Genomic DNA, 17,323 nt, shown 5'->3' with positions numbered 1-17,323 from the left:
CATGAACACAGCAGACCTGGGGCTGCCGGTGGCCGTGCCGTCGACTGCGCTCTTCACCGACCAGTACGAACTCACCATGCTGCAGGCCGCGTTGCGGTCCGGCACTGCGGACCGGCGCGCCGTCTTCGAGGTCTTCACCCGCCGGCTGCCCGAGGGCCGCCGCTACGGCGTGGTGGCCGGCACCGGCCGGGTGCTCGACGCGGTGGAGAACTTCCGCTTCGACGACACGATCCTCGACTTCCTGCGTCAGCGCGGCATCCTCGACGAGCCGACCCTGGACTGGCTCGCCGACTACCGCTTCCGCGGCGACATCTGGGGCTACCCCGAGGGCGAGGTCTACTTCCCCGGCTCGCCGATCATGCGCGTCGAGGGCACCTTCGCGGAGGCCGTCCTCCTGGAGACGGTCATCCTCTCGATCCTCAACCACGACTCCGCGGTGGCCGCGGCCGCCTCCCGGATGGCCGTGGCAGCCGGCGACCGCCCCTTGATGGAGATGGGCGCACGCCGCACCCACGAACTCTCCGCCGTCGCCGCGGCCCGCGCCGCCTACGTCGGCGGCTTCCACGTCACCTCCGACCTGGCCGCCGGCTTCCGCTACAACATCCCCACCGTCGGCACCAGCGCGCACGCCTTCACCCTCCTCCACGACACCGAGCGCGACGCCTTCACCGCCCAGGTGGAGACCCTGGGCAGCGGCACCACCCTGCTCGTGGACACCTTCGACGTCGCCGAGGCGGTGCGCACCGCCGTCGAGGTGGCCGGCCCCGGCCTGGGCGCCGTCCGGATCGACTCCGGCGACCTGCTGCTCATCGCCCACCGGGTCCGCCAGCAGCTGGACGAACTGGGCGCCGGGAAGACGAAGATCGTGGTGACCAGCGACCTGGACGAGTACGCCATCGCCTCGCTGGCCGCCGCCCCGGTGGACGCGTACGGGGTCGGCACCCAGCTGGTGACCGGCAGCGGACACCCGACCTGCTCGATGGTCTACAAGCTGGTCGCCCGTGCCGACAGCAACGCGCCGGGCGCCCCGCTGCGGCCGGTCGCGAAGAAGTCGATGGGCGCCAAGTCCTCGGCCGGCGGCCGCAAATGGGCCGCCCGCCGGCTCGACGAGAACGGCGTGGCGGAGGCCGAGGTCGTCGGCACCGGGCCGGTTCCGGCGGAACTTGCGGACCACCAGCTGCAGGTGCCGTTGGTGACCGGGGGCGAGGTCGTGGCCCGCGAACCGCTGGACGCCCCCCGCGACCGCCACATCGCCGCCCGCGCCCGCCTGCCCCTGTCGGCCACCCAGCTGTCACGCGGCGAACCGGTGCTGCCGACGGAGTTCGTGTGACCTGTGGGTCTGGCCTGTGTGACCTGTTGGTCTGGCCTGTGTGACCTGTCGACCTGGCCTGTGCGACCTATTGGCCTGGCCTGTGTGACCTGTTGATGTGGCTGGTTGGCCTGGGGGCTCAGCGCACCTGCCCCGGAGGCTCAGTACACCTGTGGGGGGCTTGGGGTGGGACGGGGTGGGGACGGTGGACGAGCCGGCTGGGCGGAAGCGGGGCTGGCTGGGCTGTGTCGTGGGGCCGGCCGGTGGGGGCGGGGCTGACGGGCGGGTGGGTGCGGGCGGGTACTCGTCTCTGTTCTCTGTGCGGTGCGTGGACCTGCCTCTGTGCGGTGCGTGGACCTGTTCTGTCTCCGTGCGGTGCGTGGGCATGCATGTCCTGCGTCGCATACGTCGTACGCGGGGGGCCTGTTGGCATGCTGGGCGCCTGCTGTTGCTTCGGCCGGGCGGGCCTCCTTCTTTTCCGGCAACGATTACGGAGCGTTATTTGTTCCCTGAAATTTATCACAGTGTGTAGTCACCAGTCGAGGGGTGCGGGGTGAGGAGAGCCGAGGGGTGCGGGGTGAGGAGGGCAAGGGTGGGGCACTCCCGGAAATGCCCGGCAGTGGCTACCCTCGGTCACACCACCGCTCCGCGCTCCGCGCCCTCTTACCGATTCCCAGCCGGAAGGCACGCACCATGCACCGGGCATTGATCGTCGTTGACGTGCAGAACGACTTCTGCGAGGGCGGCAGCCTCGCGGTGGCGGGAGGTGCGGATGTCGCGGCGGCCATCACCGATCTGATCGCCGAGACCGCCGGCAGCTGCTACCGACACGTCGTGGCCACCCGCGACCACCACATCGATCCGGGCAGCCACTTCTCCGACCACCCGGACTACGAGCACTCCTGGCCGGCGCACTGCGTGGCCGGCACGGAGGGCAGCGGCTTCCACCCGAACTTCGCCCCGGCCATCGCCTCCGGCGCGATCGACGCGGTCTTCGACAAGGGCGCGTACTCCGCCGCGTACAGCGGTTTCGAGGGTGCCGACGAGAACGGCACCGGGCTCGCCGACTGGCTGCGCGCGCACGACGTCACCGAGGTGGACGTGGTCGGCATCGCGACCGATCACTGCGTACGGCGTACCGCCCTGGACGCGGTCGCGGCAGGGTTGCGTACGCATGTGCTGCTGGAGCTGACCGCGGGGGTGGCCGCCCGTACGACCGAGCGGGCGCTGGAGGAGCTGCGGGCGGCCGGCGCGGAGCTGACCGGCAAGCCGGTCGTTCTGGGCGGCTGATCACCAGACCGGGCGACCCCACAGGCCGAGCGCGGCCCCGCAAGCCGAGCCGCCCCCAGGTCGAGCGGCCCCGCAAGTCGAGCGGCCCACAAGCCGGGCAGCACCCCCGCCAGGCCGCCCCCGACAGGCCCGCCGCCCGGCCAGGCCACCCCCGGCAGGCTCCCTCCCCGCCCGGGCCGCCCCGCAAGCCGGACCTGTGCGTCCGGCCGTCCGCGAGGTGGCCCGGTGCATCCCAGGGCTGGGTCTTGTCTCAAGCCGCCGAAGCCGGTCGTTCGTCCTCGTCCGCCGTGAGGGGGCCGGGCTCGGGGGTCGGGTGGGGCGGGCGGGTCGGATGGACGGGGCGGGGACGCCAGAGGGCGCGTATGGGGTGCCAGGACTCGGTGTCGTCGTCGGGGGTCTCGCGCCAGACGAGGCCGTCGGGGTGGTGCAGGACGGCCGTGACCTCGTCCGGGGTGGGCGGCTCGGTGTTGCCGCGGAGGTAGACCGCGCGCAGGCCGAGGTTGCGCAGCCTGGTCAGGGCGCGCTGGCGGTTCACGGCGTGCACCAGGACCCGGACCCGGCAGCCGCACTCGTACGGGCCGGAGCGCGGGCCGTGGGCCGGTCTGGGCAGGGACAGGGCGACCACCACGCTTCCGCCGGGAAGCCTGGTGAAACCGCCGCCGGACATGTGCATATCTCCCCCGTGAGACTTGGCGTCAACAAGGAACTGTAGGACGCATCTAAACGCGAATCGGCCGCCGCCCGCTAGGGGGCAACGGCCGATCGCGTGTTGACCTGCTGGTTTTATCTTTTACTTACCAGCAGAGGCGACCTTGATCGTCACCGTGGAGCCGTCCCGGGCCTCCTTGGTGATCTTGATCCGGGTGTTGGTGTCAGGAACGATCACACCGCCGGTCGGGTTGGTCTTGTCGTAGTAGACGCCGTGCCGGTCGTCGAAGAGCGTGACGCCCTTCTTCGAGCTGATCTTGACCTCGGCGCCGTCCTTGTGGAGGGTCAGCGCGTCGGTCCGGAAGCGGGTGAAGGTCGAGTCGTAGGACTGGAAGCGGTTGCGCATCAGCGTGCCGTCCGTCCAGTGCTCGGCCGTCGGGTGCGCGTCGACCGGGAGGATCAGGCCGCGGCCCGGGTGCTGGCCGACGTTGTTGTCCGCCTGCGAGGTGTCCCACAGCCAGATCAGCACGCCGTTCTGGTACGGGAAGTGCTCCACCCAGGTCGGCTTGGCCGTCCGCCAGCCGAAGTTGTACGGGCCGACCTTGAGGGTCTTGTCGTACGACACGTACTGGCGGTTCTCGGCGATGTAGTACTGCGGGTAGTCCTTGGTGAAGGACGCGCCGATGCGGGAGAAGCCCTTGCTGCTCCAGCCGTTGTCGTCGCCCTCGGCGTTGTCGCTGAACAGCGGCGTGCCGTCGGCGACCACGCTGATGCCGTCGGCCGCGAAGCCCTTCTGGGCGGCGCCGCCGTCGGTCTGGTAGCGGAAGCGCAGGTCGATCTTCTTGCCGGCGTAGGCGTCCAGCGGGTAGACGAGGTCCTGGTAGGCGGTGACGGTGCCGGTCAGGGCGGGCTTGTCGCTGCCGTCACGCGGGATGGCCTTGCCGCCCGCGGTGCCGTCCAGGGCGGTCCAGTTGGCGCCGCCGTCCGTGGAGACCTCGGCGTAGAGGAAGTCGTAGTCCTTCTCGATGTCCCACCAGCCCTTGAGGTTCAGCGACGCCTTCGCCTTGCCGGTGAGGTCCACGGAGCGGGTGAGGGTGTTCTTCAGGTCGTCGCCCATGCCGCTCCACCACTGCTTGGAGCCTTCCGCGGGCGGGACGATCTCGGTCTTGACGGCCTTGGCGGGCAGTTCGACGACGACCGCCTGCTTGTTCTTGGTGTTGTACTCGGCGACGCCCAGCTTGTGGGTGGACTTCGTCGCGGCCTTCGCCTTGGCGTAGTTGAGCCAGCCCAGCTGCAGCTTGTCCCAGGCGCTCATGTCGCCGGGCAGGTCGCCGATGGCGTCCTTGCCGGTGCCGAGCCAGGAGCCGCCCGACATCAGCGACCAGAAGTCGACGGAGGACTCGCCGGTGCCGGTGGTGTCGTACTCGTCCGGCAGGCCCAGGTCGTGGCCGTATTCGTGGGCGAAGACGCCGAGGCCGCCGTTCTCCGGCTGCATGGTGTAGTCGCCGACCCAGATGCCGGTGTCGCCGATCTGCGTGCCGCCCGCCTTGTTGGCCGCGGGGCCGGTCTTGCCGGCGTCGCTGCCGTACGCGTACCAGCGGTGCGCCCAGATCGCGTTGGTCTTCTGGACGCCGCCGCCCGCGGACTCGTCCTCACCAGCGTGCACGATCTGGAAGTGGTCGATGTAGCCGTCGGGCTCGTTGAAGTTGCCGTCGCCGTCGTGGTCGTAGCGGTCCCACTGGTCGTACTTGGCGAGGTCGGCCTTGATCTGGGCGTCGGTGCGGCCCTTGGCCTTCTGGTCCTTGGCCCACTGGTTGACGCCGTCGCGGATCAGGTCCCAGGCGTTGGCGCAGTTGGTCTGGCCGCAGTAGTTGGAGCCGTAGCGGGCCTCGTTCCAGTCGACCTTGACCCAGTCGGAGACCTCGCCGTCGACGGAGTAGCGGCCCGAGGACTGCTTCTCGTAGTACTTGGCGAGCGACTGCTTCTTCTTGTCGTGCGAGAAGTACAGGTCCTGGTAGTGCCGCTGGTTGTAGTCCTTCTGCCAGGCCGTGCTGTTGTCCTTGGCACGGTCCGGCTGGGCTATCTGGTTGTGCGCGGGGCCGGCTTCGCCGCCGTACTTCTTGATCGGCGGCTTGGGGCCGTCGCCGTCCGGGTCGAACATCGTGGTGTTGTCGACCTTGTCGCCGAAGTCCACGAGCACGGTGAAGATCTTGTCGGTCTTCTGCCGTGCCAGCTCGACGTACTTGCTGCGGCCGAGCTTGACGACCTTCGAGCCGTCCCGGTCGGTGGCCTTGGCCTCACCGGAGATGACCTGCTGGACCGCCTCCTTGCGGGCGGCCTCCTGCCGGTCGCTGTAGGGGCCCTTGAGGTCGTGGTCCACGCTGTGCTCGGGCGCCGGGTCCTGGTGCCGGGCCACCGGCGACGGGCCCTGCGCGTCGGCCGCCGCCACCCCCGAAGACAAAGCGGCCGCCCCTATCACGGCGATCGCCGTGGCCAGGGCGGCCGGTCTGAACGGTCTTCTCTGCTCTCTCACTTCGAGCGGTCCTCCCCTTCGAACACGGTCACTGTTCGAGGGGCATTCGACCCGAACTACGGAGGAAAAGACAGGTCTTGACTTGGCCACATCAGGGAAGTACGTTAACCGGTCCGCCAATTACGGGTATCGGACAGCGGTCGAAACGGCGAACTCCCCTGCGGCGACACCGAGTTGAGGCCGGGGGCGGAAGGATCGGATCCGGATAGCTTGCGCAGGGGCCGGGCGTATATGCCCGCCGGGCATGCGCCCCCTATGTCAACAGCCAGGACGCTCCCGCACATACGTTCACGCGCGTGCCGTGTGCGCCCCCTGTGCCCCGCCCGGTGGGTTAGGTCACGCTTACTTGCCGTTCCGCTCGGGCAGTAAGGACCGTAGGCTCGTGTGATGGCGCGCCCTTGACCGACCCTCCCTGCCGACCCTCCGAGGACGGATTTCGCCATGCCTCGTCCGACCGCCACCCAGCTCGCCTACGGTTCGGCCACCGTCTTTCTCTCCACCCTCGCGATGCTGCTGCTCTCGCAGACGCAGACCGGGATCGGGGTCGCGGTCATCGCCATCGCCGGACTCGGGCTCGGGCTGCTGGTCGCGATGACCGCGCCGATGCCCGGGGTGTCCCGGGTCGTCCGCCGGCACGTCGTGCGGGCCAAGTCGCCCGATGCGCCCGCCCCGCTCCGGGCCGTGCCGTCGCCGTACGACCGGGTGGCGCGGCACCGGGTGAGCGAGACGGCCGGTGCGGCGGAGGCCCGGGCCGGCGAGCACTCGCGCTGAGCCCCGAGCCGCCGCAGCGTCCCCCCACCCCCGGACACACGCCCCCTCCCCCGAAGGCCGAAGTCCGCGCGTACGCGCGCCGAGCGCTGAGCGCTGAGTCCGGGATCGGGCTCCGGTTCTTCGGGCTCCGGGCTTCGTGGCCGGGTGCTCCGTGGCCGGGGCCGGGGCCGAGGCCGTGGCGGATCTCCGAGGTCCGGCTACTGCGGTTCCGTGGAGACCACCACCGTTTTCGCCGCCTTGTCGTGCAGGCACTGCTGGTACGGCTTGTCCCATGTGCACCACAGGACGTTGATCAGCCAGAAGATGAAGCCGCAGCACGGCACGATCTCCGGCAGGGTGTAGACCGCGGCCCGGATCCAGGCGGCCTGGCCGGTCGGGATCGAGCCGTTCGCGAGCATCGCCACGCGGATCTTCATCGCCATCTTGCCGACGGTCTGGCCCCTGTTGGCGAGCATCAGCCCTTCGTAGATCAGGTACGCGAGCATCGTGACGCCGGACACCGTGGACTGTCTGCCGGCCTGGGTGCTGCTGGTGCTGAAGTAGTCCACCCCGCCGACGATCACGTACATGATGATGGACACCGGGACGCCGATGAGGATGGCGTCGATGATGCGCGCGACGAGCCGGCGGCCGCGGTTGGCCAGCGGCGGCATCCCGGCCAGCGGGTCGGCGCCGTAGCCGCTGCCGTAGGGGTCACCGTAGGGGCCGCCGCCGTACGGGGGGCCGCCGTAGGGCGGCGCACCACCGGGTGGCGGGGTCCCACCGGGCGGCGGGGGCCCACCCGGAGGTGTGCCCCCGGGCGGCGGGGTCCCGCCCGGGGGCGGTGCGCCGCCTTCGCCGCCGCCCGTGCCGCCGCCCTGCGGTGTGTGGTTACGGGGGGAGCCGTTGCCGGGCTGGTCGGTGCTCATGGCCCGAGTCGACCCCTTGGCGCGGCCGGCCGCATCCGGCGAAGTCCGTTCGGGGGACGGATTCCGGTCGGGCGGATCAGCCGGAGCCAAGGGGCGGGCGGATCAGCCGGCCGACGGGCGGGCGGATCAGCCGGCCGACGGGCGGGCGGATCAGCCGGCCGACGGGCGGGCGGATCAGCCGGAACCGACGGGCGGGCGGATGCCGAGAGGCGGGCGGATCAGTCGGCGGCGACGAACGTCCGGGCCAGCTTGTCGTGCCAGCACTGCCGCCACGGCCGGTCGAACAGGCACCAGGCGACGTTCACCAGGCCGACCGCGAGGACGCCGAGCACGCTGTAGCAGAACCAGCGCTTGAGCGCGCCGGCGAGCATCGGGGTGTCGTGGCTCTCGATGTCCAGCACCCGTACGCCGCACAGCTTCTTGCCCAGCGTGCGGCCCCACTTGAGGACCGGCAGCGCCTCGTAGAGCGCACCGCCGATGAGCAGCACGGCGAGGATCGTGGCGAAGACCGGCGCGGTGGTGCCGTCGATCAGATAGACCGTCACCTGACGGCCGGACTGCCTGGCCGCCTCGACCTTGGCGTCGATGTGGTCGGTGACCGTCCCCCACATGGGGATCGCGGCGGCGGCGGTGATCGCGCCCAGCACCACGGTGTCGATCAGCCGGGCGGCCAGCCGGCGGCCGAGTCCGGCCGGGTGGCCCTGCGCGGCCTGGGCGGCCGCGAAGAAGGCGTCCGCGGCGTTCGGCGGCTTCCAGGGGATGACGCCGTCGGCGCCGGCGCCCTGGGCGGGCCCGGAGGCCGGGGGCGCGGACGGGGCGGGCGCGGCGGCGTTCTGCGCCGGGAATCCGGCCGGGGGCGCGGACGGCTGCCCGCCGGGGGCGGGCTGCGCCTGCTGCGGGGCCGGGTTCTGGGGTACGGGGCTCTGGGGCGGGTTCTGCTGCGCGAGGCTCTGCTGGGCGGGGCTCTGCTGCGCGGGGCTCTGCTGCGCGGGGCGGCCCTGGGCCTGGCCGCCGACGGACGGCAGCGACTGCGGGGCGCCGTCGGGCGTCCGGGAGGTGGTGCGGCCGCCTCCCGCGACGCGGATCGCCATGGTCTCGTTGCCCTTGGCGGGCTTGGCGGGCTTGGCGGGCTTGGCGGCGCCGGGGCGGACCGCGCGGATCGCCGTGGTGCCCTGGTCGCCGGAGTTCCCGCGGCGGGCGGCCGGGTTGACGGCGCGGATGGCGACCGTCCCGTCGGAGGGGGTGCGGGGGGCGCCGGGCGCGGGCGTCGCGGTGGAGGACGTGCCGGGCACGTCGCCGGACGCGGGGTCGGCGGCGGGCTGTTCGTCGCGCTGCGGGGGCACCGAGCCCCAGGAGGCGGCGCCGGACGGCGTGCCGGGCGGGCTCTGGTCCTGGGCGCCCCAGGAGATGCGGTCGGCCTCGTTGCCGAAACCGCTCTGCCGGGAGGCGTCGGCCTGCCAGGCGGTGGCCGGTTCCGGGCCGGTGCCGTGCAGCCGGGCCGGGTCGTCCCAGCTCGCGGCGGCGGGCCGGGGCTCGACCTCGCCGCTGCGGCGTACCGCGGGGAGCCCGGCGTCGCCGGCCGGTTCCTCCTCGTCGAGGAAGACCGGGCCGGTCTCCTCGACGGCGGGCGTCGGTGCCGTGCCGGGCGGCGCCGCGGGCATCGCCTCGCCCTCGGCGGGGGCGGGGCGGCTGGTGCCCGGAACCCATGCGGCACCGTTCCAGTACCGGATGTAGCCGGGGATGGACGGGTCCGGGTAGAAGCCTGGCGTGGGGCTACCGCCGGCGGATCCTGAGGTAGGGGCGCTCATGTCCGAAGTCCCGTATCTGTTCTCGGCCTGGTGGGTGTGGGGTGCAGTCTGCCGCAACGCGGCGTCCACATCTATCAGACCCCGGGTCACGCGGTGGCCGTGCCCGCCCACGACCACCTGGAAGAGGCCCGGGAAAAAAGTTGTACGAAGTCGTGTAAGAGTCCGGCACCTGGTGCCTCTCTCCTGGTGCGGGCCCGTTCCCAGGGCGTCCGCGGAAACGGGATTGGAGAGGCGGACCTCATGCACACCGTGGTGGAACGAGAACTGGAACTGGGCCTGGTGCTGTCCCCGGAGCGCAGCGTTCCGGTGCCGGCGCGGCTGACGTACCGGACGGATGACCCCTACGCCGTCCATGTCACCTTCCATGTCGGTTCGGACGCGCCGGTGACCTGGACGTTCGCCCGGGAGTTGCTCGTGGAGGGCGTGTTCCGGCCGTGCGGCGAGGGCGATGTGCGGGTGTGGCCGGTGAAGGTGGACGGCCGGAGCCTGGTGTGCATGGCGTTGGACTCGCCGGACGGGGAGGCGCTGCTGGAGGCGCCGGCGACGGCGGTGTCGGCGTGGCTGGAGCGCACCCTTCGGGTGGTGCCGCCGGGGGCGGAGCAGGGGCTTCTGGGCCTGGACAAGGGGCTGAGCGAGCTGTTCGCGATGGCGTCCCGGGACGAGCTGCGGCCGGGCGGCGAGTCGTCCGGCTGGTCGCCGGACGAGTCGCAGGGGCCGGGGGCGTAGGGCCGGCCGGTCAGCCGCGGTAGGTCTCCAGCAGCCGCAGCCACACCTCGCTGATGGTCGGGTAGGCGGGCACCGCGTGCCACAGCCGCTCGATGGGGACCTCGCCGGCCACCGCGACGGTTGCCGAGTGCAGCAGTTCGCCGACGCCCGGGCCGACGAAGGTGGCGCCGAGCAGCACCTCGCGGTCCAGGTCGACGACCATGCGGGCGCGGCCGCGGTAGCCGTCGGCGTACAGGAAGGCCCCGGCGACCGCGCCCAGGTCCTGGTCGACCACGCGGAAGCGGTGTCCGGCGCGTTCGGCCGCGGCGGCGGTCAGGCCGACCGAGGCGGCTTCGGGGTCGCTGAAGACGACCTGGGGGACGGCGCGGGTGTCCGCGGTGGCGGCGTGGGCGCCCCAGGGGTCGGATTCCAGGATGGGGACGCCGCGGGCGCGGGCGGTGATGGCGGCGCCGGCGATCCTGGCCTGGTATTTGCCCTGGTGGGTCAGGAGGGCGCGGCGGTTGACGTCGCCGACGCCGTAGAGCCAGCCGCCGGTCACGCCGCTCACCCGGCAGCTGTCGTCGACGTCGAACCAGGAGCCGGGGTCCAGGCCGACGGTTTCCAGGCCGATGTCGTCGGTGCGCGGGGCGCGGCCGGTGGCGACGAGCAGTTCGTCGGCGACGATCTCGTCCTCGGTGTCGAGGGCGACGGTGACCGGGCCGCCGGGGGTCTCCCGGCGGACCTCGCGGACCTCGACGCCGGTGCGCAGGTCGACGCCGGCCTCGGTGAGTGAGGCGGCGACGAGGTGGCCGGCGAAGGGTTCCATGCGGGGCAGCAGTCCGTCGCCGCGGACCAGGAGCGTGACGGAGGCGCCCAGGGCGCGCCAGGCGGTGGCCATCTCGACGCCGACGACGCCGCCGCCGACCACGACGAGGTGGCCGGGTACGGCTTTGGAGCTGGTGGCGTCGCGGCTGGTCCAGGGGCGGGCCTCAGCGAGGCCGGGGACGGGCGGGAGGACCGGGCGGCTGCCGGTGCAGACCGCGACGGCGTGCCGGGCGGTCAGGGTGCGCTCGCGGTCGACGACGACGCGGCGGGGGCCGGCGAGCCGGCCGTGACCGCGGACGAGGTCGATGCCGGCCGAGTCGAGCCAGCGGACCTGTCCGTCGTCCTTCCAGTGGGCGGCGACGGCGTCGCGGCGGGTGAGGACGGCGGGGGTGTCCAGGGGGCCGCCGACGGCGTCCTGGAGGCCGGGGACGCGGCGGGCCTCGGAGCGTGCGGTGACCGGGCGGAGCAGGGCCTTGCTGGGCATGCAGGCCCAGTAGGAGCATTCGCCGCCGACCAGTTCGCTCTCGACGATGACGGCGCTCAGACCGGCTGCGTGGGCGCGGTCGGCGAGGTTCTCGCCGGTGGGTCCGGCGCCGAGCACGATGACGTCGTAGGCCTCGTCGGCGGCCGGGGTCGCTGGGGTCGCTGCCATCGGCTCTCGCTCCCTGTGGTGGGCGGGGCGGCCCGGTACGGGCCGCGGGACGGGCCGCGGGGCCCGGGCCCCTTCTGGCCATCCTCTGCCCACGGGGCCGTCCCCGCATCCGCCCGCGGGACGGGCGCGCGTGCGTCTGCCGTGCCGGGTGGGCCCGTCGGGACGTGCGCGGTACGCCCGCGGGCGGGCCGCCTCCGTACGGCGGGCCGTCTCCGCGTCCGCCCGTCGGGCGTCACCGGATCCGCCCGTCGGGCGTCACCGGATCCGGCGTTCGACCGCTTCCTTGGCCTCGGCGAGTCCGGCGCCGGTCACCTCGCGGTGGAGCTTGATCGCCTGGATCTTCTTGCCCTGCGCCAGCAGTTCGTCGATCTCGGCCAGGCGGGGGTCCTGCGGCTCCTCGATGCCGGCGTGGGCGAGGAGCAGGTCCACCTTGTGTTCCAGGCGGGTGAGGCGCCGCTCCAGTGTTTTGGAGCGGCGGTCGGTGGAGGAGGACACCACGGCGAGGGCGAGGACGACGAGGGCTATGCCGGGAAGCAGGTTTTCCATGGCGGGAACTCTACGGCCGGGGCGGGCGGCATGGGCACGACAGGGGTGCAACCCCCTTGCCGGTCAGAACAGTTTGCCGGGGTTGAGAATGCCCTGGGGGTCGAAGACCTGCTTGATGCTGCGGTGCAACTCCATTCCGACGGGGCCGAGTTCGCGGGCGAGCCAGTCCTTCTTCAGCAGGCCGACGCCGTGTTCGCCGGTGATGGTGCCGCCCAGGCGCAGGCCGAGCGCCATGATCTCGTCGAAGGACGCGTGGGCGCGCCGCTCCTCGTCGGGGTCGGCCGGGTCGAAGCAGACCAGGGGGTGGGTGTTGCCGTCGCCGGCGTGGGCGCAGACGCCGATGGTGAGGCCGTAGGCGTCGGCGATGGCGGTGGTGCCCTGCAGCATGGCGGCGAGCTGGGAGCGGGGGACGCACACGTCGTCGATGAGCATGGCGGGCTTGAGGCGTTCCAGGGCGGTGAAGGCGAGCCGGCGGGCCTGCAGCAGCAGGTCGGACTCGGCGGCGCCCTCGGCGGGGACGACCTGGGTGGCGCCGGCCTCCTCGCACAGCGCGCCGACGGCGGCGAGGTCGGCGGACGGGTCGGGGGTGTCGAAGGCGGCCAGCAGCAGCACCTCGGTGGATTCGGGCAGGCCCATCTGCGCCATGTCGTTGACGGCGCGGATGCTGGTGCGGTCCATCAGTTCCAGCAGGGAGGGGGCGTGGCCGCGGGCCATGATCTCGCAGACGGCCCGTCCGGCGGCCGCCACGGACGCGAACTCGGCGACCATGGCGAGCTGTTGGGGCGGGTCGGGCTTGAGGGCGAGGGTGGCGCGGACGACGACGCCGAGGCTGCCCTCGGAGCCGACGAAGAGCCGGGTGAGGTCGTAGCCGGCCACGCCCTTGGCGGTGCGGCGGCCGGTGGTCAGCAGGCGGCCGTCGGCGAGGACGACGTCGAGGCCGAGGACGTACTCGGCGGTGACGCCGTACTTGACGCAGCACAGGCCGCCGGCGGCGGTGCCGATGTTGCCGCCGATCGTGCACATCTCCCAACTGGAGGGGTCCGGCGGGTAGCAGAGGCCGTGTTCGTTCACGGCGCGGGAGAGGACGGCGTTGATGACCCCGGGTTCGACGACGGCGAGCCGGTCGGCGGGGTTGATCTCCAGGATGCGGTCCATCTTCACCAGGGACAGCACGATGCAGCCGTCGGTGGCGTTGGCGGCGCCGGACACGCCGGTGCGGGCGCCCTGGGGGACGACGGGCACGCCGAGGGCGGTGGCCGTCCGCATGACGTGCTGGACCTGCTCGACGGTGCGCGGCAGGACGACGACGGCGGGCTTGCCCGCCGCGCAGAAGTTGGCCATGTCGCGGGCGTAGGAGCCGGTCACCTCGGGGTCGGTGAGGAGGGCTTCGGCGGGGAGCCCGGCGCGCAGGTGTCCGATGAGGTCCATGCGGTAAGCCTCGCATCCGTGGGCCCTACACGGAAGATCGTGTACGGCCCACGGGGCCCGGCCAGGGGCCGGCGCGCCGCGCCGTTCTTCCGGCGACGGACGGGCGGGCGGACGGGCGGACGGGCGGGCGTCAGAGGTTGCCGCGCTTGGCCTGTTCGCGCTCGATGGCCTCGAAGAGGGCCTTGAAGTTGCCCTTGCCGAAGCCGAGGGAGCCGTGCCGTTCGATCATCTCGAAGAAGACGGTCGGGCGGTCCTGGACGGGCTTGGTGAAGATCTGCAGCAGGTAGCCGTCCTCGTCGCGGTCGGCGAGGATCTTCAGTTCGCGCAGTTCCTCGATGGGGACGCGGGTGTCGCCGACCCATTCGCCGAGGGTGTCGTAGTAGGAGTCGGGCACGTCGAGGAATTCGACGCCGGCGGCGCGCATCTGCCGGACGGTGCTGACGATGTCGTTGGTGGCCAGCGCGATGTGCTGGACGCCGGGGCCGCCGTAGAACTCCAGGTATTCGTCGATCTGGGACTTCTTCTTGGCGATGGCCGGTTCGTTGATCGGGAACTTGACCTTCTTGGTGCCGTCGGCGACGACCTTGGACATCAGGGCGGAGTATTCGGTGGCGATGTCGTCGCCGACGAACTCCTTCATGTTGGTGAAGCCCATGACCTTGTTGTAGAAGGCGACCCACTCGTTCATCCGGCCGAGTTCGACGTTGCCGACGCAGTGGTCGACCGCCTGGAAGAACCGTTTCTGCGGGGGCTCGACGACCGGGTCGGCGGCGACGTAGCCGGGCAGGTAGGGGCCGTCGTAGCCGGTGCGCTCGACGAGGGTGTGCCGGGTCTCGCCGTAGGTGGCGATGGCCGCGAGGACGACGATGCCGTGCTCGTCCTTGAGCTCGTAGGGCTCTTCGAGGCCCTTGGCGCCGTGCGCGACGGCGTACTCGTAGGCGGCCCGGGCGTCGGGCACCTCGATGGCGAGGTCGACGACGCCGTCGCCGTGGGCGGCGACGTGGCCGGCGAGGAAGCGGCCCCGCTCCGTGACGGGCTTGACGACGGAGGTGAACACGAACCGGGCGCCGCCGGATTCGAGCACGTAACTCGCGGTCTCGCGGCTGCCGTTCTCCGGTCCGGAGTAGGCGACCCGCTTCATGCCGAAGGCGGTGGAGTAGTAGTGCGCGGCCTGCTTGGCGTTCCCTACGGCGAAGACGACCGCGTCCATCCCCTTGACCGGGAAGGGGTCCGCCTGCCGGGCCGAGCGGGGGGTGGTGGGCTGGGTGTGCATCGTGGTGTCTGCCATGGCCGCAGAGTCCCTCCGATCCACAAGATGCGCAATAGTTTGTGGAACCGCTGGGCACTATGTATAGCAATCGCGCGAACACGCCGGGCTATCTGTACATGATGACCATCGAAACCGAGGGAGCGAACATTGGCGATCGATCATCTTGACGGGGCGCTGCTGGAGCTGCTCGCCGTGGAGCCGCGGATCGGGGTGCTGGAGGCGTCCCGGCGGCTGGGGGTGGCGCGCGGGACGGTGCAGGCCCGGCTCGACCGGCTTCAGTCGAATGGAGTGATCCGCGGCTTCGGACCGGAGGTGGACCCGGCGGCCCTCGGTTATCCGGTCACCGCGTTCGCCACCCTGGAGATCAAACAGGGCCAAGGAAATGACGTGCGGGCCCACTTGACCACCGTTCCCGAGGTGCTGGAGCTGCATACAACGACGGGACACGGGGACATGCTCTGCAGGCTCGTCGCCCGCTCCAACGCCGATCTGCAGCGGGTGATCGATCTGGTTGTGGGCTTTGATGGCATTGTGCGGGCCTCTACGGCGATCGTGATGGAAAATCCGGTTCCGTTGCGGATCATCCCGCTGGTAAAGCAGGCATCGGGAGACTGACCGAGCGAGGAGAGCGACGGTGAGCTTCTGGGAGTACGTCAGCACCCGGCACGCCCAGCTGCTGACGGATGCGTATCAGCACGCCAGCGCGGTGTTCCAGTGCATGGTGATCGCCACCCTGCTGGGGGTGTTCCTCGGCGTGGTGACCTACCGCAGCGACTGGGCGGGCTCGCTCGCCACGACCACCACCGCCACGGTCCTGACCATCCCCTCGCTGGCCCTGATCGGTCTGCTGATCCCGATCGTCGGCCTGGGCGTCGCCCCGACGGTGATCGCCCTGACCCTGTACGGGCTGCTGCCGGTGGTCCGCAACGCCATCGTGGGGCTGCGCGGGGTGGATCCGGCGCTGGTGGACGCGGCCAAGGGCATCGGAATGTCGCGGGCCGCCCGGCTGTTCCGGGTCGAACTCCCGCTGGCCTGGCCGCCGATCCTCACCGGCATCCGGGTCGCCACGCAGATGCTGATGGGCATCGCCGCGATCGCCGCGTTCGCCTCCGGGCCGGGCCTGGGCAACGAGATCTTCCGCGGGATCGCGTCGCTGGGCAGCGCCAACTCGCTCAACCAGGTACTGGCCGGCACGGTCGGCATCGCCGTGCTCGCGCTCCTCTTCGACGCCGCGTACGTCCTGATCGGACGCCTGACCATCTCCAGGGGGATCCGTGCCTGAGACGACCGACCAGCCGGCGGCGCCCGCCGCCTCCGGCGCGAACATCCGGCTGGAGAACCTCACCAAGACCTACCCGGGCAACCCCGCCCCGGCGGTCGAGGACGTCTCCATGGAGATCAAGGCCGGCGAGACGGTGATCTTCGTGGGGCCGTCCGGCTGCGGCAAGTCCACCACCCTGAAGATGATCAACCGGCTGATCGAGCCGACCTCGGGCCGGATCCGGATCGGCGACGAGGACGTCACCGACATCGACCCGGTCAAGCTGCGCCGCACGGTCGGCTACGCCATCCAGGCGTCCGGCCTGTTCCCGCACATGACCGTCGCCCAGAACATCGCGCTGGTCCCGAAGATGATCGGCTGGTCGAAGAGCCGGACCAAGAGCCGGGTCGAGGAGATGCTCGACCTGGTCGGGCTGGACCCCGGCGAATTCCACGACCGCTATCCGCGCCAGCTCTCCGGCGGGCAGCAGCAGCGGGTCGGGGTGGCCCGGGCGCTGGCCGCCGACCCGCCGGTGCTGCTGATGGACGAGCCGTTCGGCGCGGTCGACCCGATCACCCGCGACCACCTCCAGGACGAGCTGATCCGGCTCCAGCACGAGCTGCACAAGACCATCTGCTTCGTCACCCACGACTTCGACGAGGCCATCAAGCTCGGCGACCGCATCGCGGTCCTTCGGGAGCGCTCGCACATCGCGCAGTTCGACACCCCCGAGGCGATCCTCACCAACCCGGCGGACGACTTCGTGTCCGGCTTCGTGGGCGCCGGGGCCGCGTTGAAACGCCTGAACCTCACCCGCGTACGGGACGTGGGCGTGGTGGACTTCCCCACCGCCGGGATCGACGACCCGCTGGAGTCGATCTTCGACCGGCTGCGGTCCGGGACGCAGCACGAACTGCTGCTGCTGGACCGCAACCGCCGCCCGTACAAATGGCTGCGCCGCAGCGACCTCGCCCGCGCCACGGAGACCCTGGCGCGGGCCGGCACCCTGGTCACCGACACCGTCACCCGGGACGCGACGCTGCGGGACGCCCTGGAGGCGGTGCTCACCGACAACGCGGGCCGGGTCGCGGTCACCGGGCGGCGCGGCGAGTACATCGGCGTGGTCGACATGGAGACGCTGATGAACAACGTCCACGAACTGCTGGAGGCCGACCGCCTGGAGGCCGTCGAGCACCAGCACGAGCTCCAGGAGCAGCGCACCCGCCTCACCCAGCGGGAACAGGAGGGGCTGGACGAGGGCGGGGGGAGCAGGGCATGAGTTTCCTGAGTCAACCCCTATGCCGCCAAGGGCGTGTCGGCGGCCATGTTGATCTTGTCGTTGGCTTGGTGGATGGCGGGGTCGTAGCAG

General features: G+C 71.7%; 15 protein-coding genes. 7 read left to right on the top strand and 8 right to left on the bottom strand.

The window, feature by feature from the left end; genetic code table 11:
* Nucleotide 1: 1 nt before the first annotated feature.
* Nucleotides 2–1,330 (top strand): nicotinate phosphoribosyltransferase, encoded by a 1,329-nt coding sequence (locus AB0G35_RS13340; protein WP_360947944.1) that lies wholly within the window; start codon nt 2–4, stop codon nt 1,328–1,330.
* A gap of 672 nt (nt 1,331–2,002) precedes the next feature.
* Entirely contained in the window at nt 2,003–2,599 is a 597-nt protein-coding gene (locus AB0G35_RS13335) for an isochorismatase family protein (protein WP_360947942.1), read from the top strand.
* A 250-nt stretch (nt 2,600–2,849) separates the two neighbouring features.
* On the opposite strand, the gene AB0G35_RS13330 is transcribed toward AB0G35_RS13335, so the two are convergent.
* Together AB0G35_RS13330 and AB0G35_RS13325 are read right to left on the bottom strand one after the other, a co-directional pair.
* A complete protein-coding gene (locus AB0G35_RS13330) occupies nt 2,850–3,266 on the bottom strand; it encodes a hypothetical protein (RefSeq protein ID WP_360947940.1) in 417 nt (138 codons plus the stop codon).
* 123 nt (nt 3,267–3,389) lie between these two features.
* Nucleotides 3,390–5,780 (bottom strand): immune inhibitor A domain-containing protein, encoded by a 2,391-nt coding sequence (locus AB0G35_RS13325; RefSeq protein ID WP_360947938.1) that lies wholly within the window; start codon nt 5,778–5,780, stop codon nt 3,390–3,392.
* 441 nt (nt 5,781–6,221) lie between these two features.
* Here AB0G35_RS13325 and AB0G35_RS13320 point away from each other — a divergent pair, with 441 nt between their 5' ends.
* Nucleotides 6,222–6,551 (top strand): hypothetical protein, encoded by a 330-nt coding sequence (locus AB0G35_RS13320; RefSeq protein ID WP_360947936.1) that lies wholly within the window; start codon nt 6,222–6,224, stop codon nt 6,549–6,551.
* Nucleotides 6,552–6,748: 197 nt separating this feature from the next.
* On the opposite strand, the gene AB0G35_RS13315 is transcribed toward AB0G35_RS13320, so the two are convergent.
* Together AB0G35_RS13315 and AB0G35_RS13310 are read right to left on the bottom strand one after the other, a co-directional pair.
* Nucleotides 6,749–7,459 carry an RDD family protein gene (locus tag AB0G35_RS13315; protein WP_360947934.1) on the bottom strand — a complete coding sequence of 237 codons (711 nt, stop codon included), beginning with the start codon at nt 7,457–7,459 and terminating at the stop codon, nt 6,749–6,751.
* Between the two features lie 218 nt (nt 7,460–7,677).
* Complete coding sequence (locus AB0G35_RS13310; protein ID WP_360947932.1) at nt 7,678–9,267, bottom strand: RDD family protein; 1,590 nt, start codon at nt 9,265–9,267, stop codon at nt 7,678–7,680.
* Nucleotides 9,268–9,507: 240 nt separating this feature from the next.
* On the opposite strand from AB0G35_RS13310, the gene AB0G35_RS13305 reads away from it, so the two are divergent.
* Nucleotides 9,508–9,993: an SsgA family sporulation/cell division regulator gene (locus AB0G35_RS13305; RefSeq protein WP_360947930.1), complete on the top strand. Its 486-nt coding sequence runs from the start codon at nt 9,508–9,510 to the stop codon at nt 9,991–9,993.
* A 10-nt stretch (nt 9,994–10,003) separates the two neighbouring features.
* On the opposite strand, the gene AB0G35_RS13300 is transcribed toward AB0G35_RS13305, so the two are convergent.
* From AB0G35_RS13300 to hppD, 4 genes are all read right to left on the bottom strand, one after another.
* Nucleotides 10,004–11,449 carry an NAD(P)/FAD-dependent oxidoreductase gene (locus AB0G35_RS13300; RefSeq protein WP_360947928.1) on the bottom strand — a complete coding sequence of 482 codons (1,446 nt, stop codon included), beginning with the start codon at nt 11,447–11,449 and terminating at the stop codon, nt 10,004–10,006.
* A gap of 255 nt (nt 11,450–11,704) precedes the next feature.
* A complete protein-coding gene (locus tag AB0G35_RS13295; protein ID WP_360947926.1) occupies nt 11,705–11,995 on the bottom strand; it encodes a ribosomal protein L7/L12 in 291 nt (96 codons plus the stop codon).
* A 63-nt stretch (nt 11,996–12,058) separates the two neighbouring features.
* Nucleotides 12,059–13,423, bottom strand: a complete 1,365-nt coding sequence (locus AB0G35_RS13290; protein WP_360947924.1) for an FAD-linked oxidase C-terminal domain-containing protein — start codon at nt 13,421–13,423, stop codon at nt 12,059–12,061.
* 130 nt (nt 13,424–13,553) lie between these two features.
* Nucleotides 13,554–14,711 (bottom strand): 4-hydroxyphenylpyruvate dioxygenase, encoded by a 1,158-nt coding sequence (gene hppD / locus AB0G35_RS13285; protein ID WP_360947922.1) that lies wholly within the window; start codon nt 14,709–14,711, stop codon nt 13,554–13,556.
* Between the two features lie 129 nt (nt 14,712–14,840).
* Between hppD and AB0G35_RS13280 the strand changes: the two genes are divergently transcribed.
* Genes AB0G35_RS13280 through AB0G35_RS13270 form a run of 3 tightly spaced genes read left to right on the top strand, consistent with a single transcriptional unit; the run spans nt 14,841 to nt 17,233 of the window.
* On the top strand, nt 14,841–15,308 hold the full coding sequence (locus AB0G35_RS13280; protein ID WP_360947920.1) for an Lrp/AsnC family transcriptional regulator: 468 nt from the start codon (nt 14,841–14,843) through the stop codon (nt 15,306–15,308).
* Nucleotides 15,309–15,327: 19 nt separating this feature from the next.
* Nucleotides 15,328–15,975 carry an ABC transporter permease gene (locus tag AB0G35_RS13275; protein ID WP_360947918.1) on the top strand — a complete coding sequence of 216 codons (648 nt, stop codon included), beginning with the start codon at nt 15,328–15,330 and terminating at the stop codon, nt 15,973–15,975.
* Nucleotides 15,968–17,233, top strand: a complete 1,266-nt coding sequence (locus AB0G35_RS13270; protein WP_360947916.1) for a betaine/proline/choline family ABC transporter ATP-binding protein — start codon at nt 15,968–15,970, stop codon at nt 17,231–17,233. Before AB0G35_RS13275 ends, AB0G35_RS13270 begins: the two co-directional genes overlap by 8 nt.
* Nucleotides 17,234–17,323: the final 90 nt, after the last annotated feature.

This window comes from Streptomyces sp. NPDC021749 (assembly GCF_040640655.1).
GTDB lineage: Bacteria > Actinomycetota > Actinomycetes > Streptomycetales > Streptomycetaceae > Streptomyces.
This window is presented reverse-complemented; position numbering and strand designations above follow the sequence as displayed.